Below are 6,128 nucleotides of genomic sequence, written 5' to 3'. Positions count from 1 at the left end.
CGCCGCGCAGCGGGCCCAGCGGGTCGGCCAGCGCCACGGCGCGCCGCTGCGGCACGCCTTCGGCTTCGGCGCGGTAGGCCCAGACGCCGGCGTCCTCCTCCTGCGCGTACAGCCAGCCGGCGGCGTCGTCGACGCGGCAGGCCTGGGTCTGCGGCGGCAGCGCCAGCCGGCGCACCAGGCGTGCGCCCTGGGCGCCCAGCAGCCACTGCTCGGCCAGGCCTTCGTCACCGACGACGAACAGGTGGTCCAGCCCCTGGGCATCGCGGAACAGGCAGCTCGCCTCGACCGGGAAGGCGGGCGACTCGACCGCCGGCCGCGCCGCCAGCGTCATCGCCCGCGTGTCGACGGTGATGGCCAGCGTGCGCTGGGTGTCGGCGTCCAGCACGACGGCCAGCGCGCCGTGCGGCGCGGCGCGCGTGTCGAGCTGCTTGCCACGCAGCGCCAGGCGGGCGTGCTCGGTGCCGTCGGCATCCAGCAGGCGCAGCGCCTTCTTGTCCAGCGCCAGCCAGGCGCCGTCGGGCAGCGCGGCGATCTCGCGTGCGCCGGCCACGGCGGCCGGCGGCGCCGCGGGTGCGGCTTGCGCCGCGGTGGCGGCGGCCAGTGCCAGGGCGCCGGCCAGCGTCTTCAGCGTCCTCGCTCGCGTCATTGCATCGCCCACTTCAGGTTCACACGCACGGTGCGGCCGTAGGTCTCGTACTGCGCGTTGCGGTCGGTGCGGCCGGTCGTCACCTCGTAGGGCTGGTCGGTCAGGTTCAGCGCCTCCAGGCCCAGCGAGAGATCCTTGGTCAGCGAGTATCGGGCCGACAGATCCCACTGCGTCTGGGCCTTCACGTAGAGGTCCTGGCCGGCATCGGTGGTGTCGCCCACTTCCAGCAGGTAGCGCGACTTGTAGTTGGCGGCCAGGCGCAGGCTCCAGTCGGCGGCCTCGTAGCCGACGACGGCATTGAACACACGCTTGGACTGGCTGGGCAGCGGGATGTGGCGCGACACTGTCGAGCCGCCGTCGGCGCCGGCGATCCTGGCGCGCGAGCTCGAGAAGGTGGCGTTGGCGCCGACGACCAGCCCGTTCCACGGTGCCGGCAGCTCGCGCAGCGCCTTGGAGTACGCGAGCTCGACACCGCTGACGCGCGCCGTGTCGCCGTTGGCCCAGGTGACGGCCTCGTCGAAGCCGGCCCAGGCGCCGGTGCCGGCAACGTCGGTCTGGTACGAGAAGTCGCGGATGCGCTTGTGGAAGACGTAGGCCGACGCCACGCCGGCATAACCCAGGCTGCGTTCGACGCCCAGGTCGAGGTTGGCCGAGCGCAGCGGCTTGAGCTTCGGGTTGCCGAAGCTGGCCTCGTCACCGTCGATGACGTAGCCCGGCGCGATCTGGCCGAAGGCCGGGCGCACGACCGAGTTGCTCCAGGCGGCGCGCAGCGTGGTGCGTGCGTCCAGGTCGTGGCGCAGGTGCAGGCCGGGCAGCCAGTGGTGGTCGTCGCGGCGCGCGCGGATCGGCTCGAACACGCCGTCGGTCACGCCGGTGCCGGCGGCGTCCATGCGCGTGCGCTCGTGGCGCAGGCCGGCGATCAGGTGCGTGGCGCCGAGGTCGAAGGTGCTCTGCAGGTAGGCGGCGTCGACACGTTCGTCGATGCGGTAGTCGTTGACGGTCGACTCCTGGTCGTCGACGAAGTCGTCCAGGTTCACCGAACGCGCCAGCGCATCCAGCGGGCTGGCGGCGATGCGCGGCCCGAACGTGCCCCAGGGGTAGTCGACGCTGCCCGAGGTGTAGGCCGCCAGGCCGGCGTCGGCGGCGCCGAAGTCGTCCACCACCCAGGTCGTCTGCACGCTGGTCTTCTGGCGCCGGCTGGTCTTGGCGCCGAACTTCAGCTCGCCGTCGACGCCGGCCAGCTCGAACGGGCGCGACAGGTCCAGGCGCAGGTTGTGCTCGCGGTCCTTCACCAGCGACTTCTCGAGCTCGATCTCGTCGAGTGCGTAGGCCGCGGCGTCATGGATGCCGGCCGGCGCGACCAGCCGCGGGCGCGAGCGGCCGCTGTAGCCGACGCCGTCGAACGTGTCCTCGGCCTCGAACTTGGCCTTGGCGATGTGCAGCGGCGTGTCTTCCTGCGAACGGCTGCTGCCGGCCTCGGCCTTGAGCTTCCAGTCGCCCAGCGCCTGCGTCGTGCCGAGCACGAAGGAGCGGATGGTCTGCGTCTCCTTGCGGTCCTTCAGTTCGCGCGTGGAGTCGGCTTCGCCCAGCGTGCCGGGCGTCTGGGGCTCGTCGAACTCGATGACGTGCGCCTGGCGCTGCTCGTCGTCGCTGAAACGGCTGTGCAGGTAGCGGGCGTGGTACTCGGTGCCCGCCTCGGGGCGGTACTCGGCGTTCAGCGCCAGGCCGGTGCGCTCGCGCGTGATGCGGTAGTCGCGGCGCTCGAACTCCTCCAGCGCGTCGCCGTCCCAGGCGCCGCCGGTCTCGACGTTGTCCGAGCCGAACTTGCGCACCTCGTGGCTGAAGCCCGCGGCCAGGCCCAGCTTGCCGCCGAGGAAGCGGTCGCTCCACAGCAGCGAGCCGTTGGGGCTGGAGCGTTCGGTGTTGGTCTCGTGGGACGCACCCAGCTCGGCGGCGACGAAACGCCCCGGGCGGTCGAAGGCCGAGACGGTCTGCACGTCCACCGTGCCGCCGATCGAGTTGGCGTCCTGCTCGGGCAGCAGCGTCTTGCTGACGGTCAGCGAGCGCACCAGCGCCGAGGGCAGCACGTCGAGCATCACCGCGCGGCGGTCGCGCTCGGGCGACGGCAGCAGGCTGCCGTCGAAGGTGACGCTGTTGAGGTCCGGGCCCAGGCCGCGGATGCGCACGTAGCGGCCTTCGCCCTGGTCGCGCTCGATCGACACGCCGGGCAGGCGCTGCAGCGCCTCGGCGGTGTTCTTGTCGGGCAGGCGGCCGATGCCGTCGTCGCGCACGACGCTGACCACGTTGTCGGCGGCGGCCTGGTCCTTCAGCGCACGGTCGGTGGCCAGCGAGGGGCCGGTGATGACGATGGTCTCGACCGGCAGGGTCTGGGCGATGGCCGGGAAGGCGGCGGCTGCGGCCAGCGCCAGCAGCGTGTGCGGCGTGCGCGACCGCTTCGGGGTGTGGGACACGGAAGGCTCCTGTGGGCCGCGGCGCTCTGTTGGCGCCGGCAGCGGGTGGGTGTTCGGCGGCGCACGGTAGGCAGCGCGCGTGTCGGTCCGGTGACGGTGGCGGCGCCGTGGCGGCCACGGCAGCGCCCGCGGCGGCCGCCTGAGCTGGCGCGCCCCGGGCCTGCACCCTCGCAGCGCGGGCCCGCGCCGGCGGTGACGGCGGCGGTGCTGAGCTGTTCGGACCCCCGCGCTGACGCACGCCTGTCATCGGCGGCCACTAGCTTGGCCGCCGATGTCGACCTCCCCCGTTCCTGGCAGCCGCTGCTGCCGCTGGGCGCCACGCTGCTGCTGGCGCTGTTTGCCGCGTTTGCGCCGGCCAAGCCGGTGGCCAGCTGGCAGTGGCTGGACATCGCCGCCGAAGGCGGCACCGCGCTGATGGCCGGCGTCTGGGCCTGGCTGGTGCTGGGCAGCCGGCCCGGCGGGCGCGTGACGCTGTGGCTGGCCGGCGGGCTGGCGGCGATCATGCTCGGCGCTACCGCCGATTGCCTGGACGAGCTCTTCGTCGTGTCGGCGGCGACGCTGCCGCTGCGCTGGATCGAGTCGGTGTTCTCGCCGCTGGGCATGCTGGCGCTGACCTGGGGCCTGCTGCTGTGGCGCCAGGAGCAGGCCGCCCTCAGCGAGCAGCTGCAGCGCCGCGAGCGTGTCTTCCGCGACCACCGCGCCTACGACCGCGTGACCCAGCTCGCCGACGCCGACTACCTGCGCCGCCAGATCGATCTGGAGCGCGCCGCACACCCCGGCCGGCCCTGCGCCGTGGCGGTGCTGGAGCTGGCCAACTGGGCCGAGATCGAACGCACGCACGGCCGCGCCGAGGCCGACCGCGTGCTGCAGGCGGTGGCCCACCAGCTGCTGCTGAACCTGCCGCCGCGCGAGCTGCTGTGCCGCTACGCCGGCGCGCGCTTCGTGCTGCTGATGCCGCAGGCCGAGCTGGGCACGGCACGCCGGCGCGCCCAGCACCTGGTCGGCATGGTCGAGGCGATGCGTTTCAGCCCGCGCGACGCCGAGCACCCGCTGGCGCTGGCGATGCGCAGCGCCGTCGCGCTGGGCGACGACGACGCCCAGGCGCTGCTGACGCGCCTGAACCGCGAGCTCGAGGCGCTGGACCTGGCCGGCGCCCGCACGGCGCGGGCCGCGTCCTGAGAGCCGGCATGCGCGCCGCCGCACCTGCCGGCGACACCGCGGCCACGGTACCTTTCACGCACCAGCCGGCGCTGGTGCTGGAGCTGGCGCGTGCGCAGGAACTGGACGTCGGGGCCATCCGTGCCGCCGCCGGCCTGGCCGACATGCCGGCGGCGCTGACGCTGGCGCAGTGGCGCGAACTGCTGGCCGCCACGCTGCGCGCCTTCGGCACGGCCGAAGCGCCGTTCGTGCTGGGCCGCCACCTGCTGCCCGGCCATTACGGCGCCGCCAGCCACGCGCTGCGCGAAGCCGCCAGCCTGCGCGACGCGCTGGAGCGCCTGGTGCGCTTCCAGCCCCGGCTGTCGCCGCTGCTGGTGCCGCGGCTGCACGTCGAAGGCGGCCTGGCGGTGCTGTACTGGACCGACGCCTGCCGCCTGGGCGCGCTGCGCCCGGCGCTGGTGGAGATGCAGATGAGCGCGGTGGCCTCGTGCTGCCGCTGGCTGGCCGGGCGCGCGCTGCCCTGGACCTTCTGCTTCGACCGCGCCGCCGCGCGCCATGCCGAGCAGCACGAGGTGCACCTGGGCACGGCGCTGCGTTTCGGCTGCCAGCTCGACGCGATGCTGATCGACGCGCACTGGCTGGACGAACCCTGGCCCGCCGCCGCGCACCCCGGTGCGGTGGCCGCGAGCCGCGCTGCCGAGCAGGCCGCCGGCGCCGAGGCCATGCCGCGCGCGCTGCTGGCGGCGTTGTACGACCTGCTGCTCGACCGCGTCGGCGACCCGCCGGCGCTGGAGGAGGCTGCCGCCGCCTTCGGCTTCAGCCCCGCCACCTTCAAGCGCCGGCTGGCGCTGGAGGGCACGCACTACCAGGCCGAGCTGGACCAGGTGCGCCGCCACGAGTGCCTGCGGCTGTTCCGCTTCGGCGGCCTGGACAACGAGGCCGCAGCGCGCCACCTGGGCTTCCACGACGCGGCCAACTTCCGGCGCTCGTTCAAGCGCTGGACCGGCTCGACGCCGGCGCTGCTGCGCCGGGGCTTGTTCGACTTCCCGGCCTGACGCGGCTCAGGCGGCGGCCAGCGCCGGCTGCGCACCGTGCAGCGCGAAGTCGACCGCGGCCAGCGCGTGCAGCGTCGTCGTGTCGAACAGCGGCAGCGCGACGTCATCCTCGGCCAGGATCAGCGGCAGCTCGGTGCAGCCGAGCACCACGCCTTCCGCGCCGCGCGCGGCCAGCGCCGCGACGATGAGCTGCAGCTTCTGGCGCGAGGCCGGCAGCACCTGGCCGCGGCAGAGCTCGTCGAAGATGATGCGGTGCACCTCGGCACGTTCGTCCTCGGGCGGCACGATGCATTCGACGCCCAGGCGGGCCAGGTGCTCGGCGTAGAACGGCTGCTCCATCGTGTAGCGCGTGCCCAGCAACGCCACGCGGCGCAGGCCGCGTGCGCGGATGGCGGCGCCGGTGACGTCGGCGATGTGCAGCAGCGGCGGCAGGCTCTCGCCGGCCACCTGGGCGGCGATCTTGTGCATCGTGTTCGTGCAGATCAGCAGGCAGTCGGCGCCGGCCGCGGCCAGGCCTTCGGCGGCCTGGCGCAGCAGCGCGGCGAGCGCGTCCCAGTCGCCGGCACGCTGGCCGCGCACCACTTCCTCGAAGTCCAGGCTGTGCATCAGCACACGCGCCGAGTGCAGGCCGCCGAGGCGGCGGGCGACCTCGCGGTTGAGGGTCTGGTAGTAGAGCAGGGTGCTTTCCCAGCTCATGCCGCCGATGAGGCCGATGGTCTTCAAGATGCGAAACGAAAGAGGTTGGCGATGGCGACACTGTGCGCGCGGGGACGGGGCAGGCGATTGCTGAAATTCGCG

Annotated in this window: 5 protein-coding genes; 2 read left to right on the top strand and 3 right to left on the bottom strand. The window is 73.8% G+C overall.

The genetic code is table 11. The features are described 5' to 3' along the window. Both RBXJA2T_RS03540 and RBXJA2T_RS03535 read right to left on the bottom strand, forming a co-directional pair. Window positions 1–646 (bottom strand): phytase (locus RBXJA2T_RS03540; RefSeq protein WP_009855941.1); only part of this gene is annotated, 646 nt, incomplete at its 3' end. Further along, window positions 643–3,117, bottom strand: a complete 2,475-nt coding sequence (locus RBXJA2T_RS03535) for a TonB-dependent receptor (protein ID WP_009855940.1) — start codon at window positions 3,115–3,117, stop codon at window positions 643–645. The genes RBXJA2T_RS03535 and RBXJA2T_RS03540, both read right to left, overlap by 4 nt. A 261-nt stretch (window positions 3,118–3,378) precedes the next feature. On the opposite strand from RBXJA2T_RS03535, the gene RBXJA2T_RS03530 reads away from it, so the two are divergent. Both RBXJA2T_RS03530 and RBXJA2T_RS03525 read left to right on the top strand, forming a co-directional pair. Next, a complete protein-coding gene (locus tag RBXJA2T_RS03530; protein WP_009855939.1) occupies window positions 3,379–4,296 on the top strand; it encodes a GGDEF domain-containing protein in 918 nt (305 codons plus the stop codon). 8 nt (window positions 4,297–4,304) lie between these two features. Beyond that, window positions 4,305–5,330: an AraC family transcriptional regulator gene (locus tag RBXJA2T_RS03525; protein WP_009855938.1), complete on the top strand. Its 1,026-nt coding sequence runs from the start codon at window positions 4,305–4,307 to the stop codon at window positions 5,328–5,330. A 6-nt stretch (window positions 5,331–5,336) separates the two neighbouring features. On the opposite strand, the gene RBXJA2T_RS03520 is transcribed toward RBXJA2T_RS03525, so the two are convergent. After that, complete coding sequence (locus RBXJA2T_RS03520; protein ID WP_009855937.1) at window positions 5,337–6,053, bottom strand: aspartate/glutamate racemase family protein; 717 nt, start codon at window positions 6,051–6,053, stop codon at window positions 5,337–5,339. Between the last annotated feature and the right edge of the window lie 75 nt (window positions 6,054–6,128).

Origin of the sequence: Rubrivivax benzoatilyticus JA2 = ATCC BAA-35, assembly GCF_000190375.1 — a bacterium.
Classification (GTDB): Bacteria; Pseudomonadota; Gammaproteobacteria; order Burkholderiales; family Burkholderiaceae_C; genus Rubrivivax; species Rubrivivax benzoatilyticus.
The sequence above is the reverse complement of the archived record's forward strand: the minus strand, read 5'-3'. Positions and strand labels throughout refer to the sequence as shown.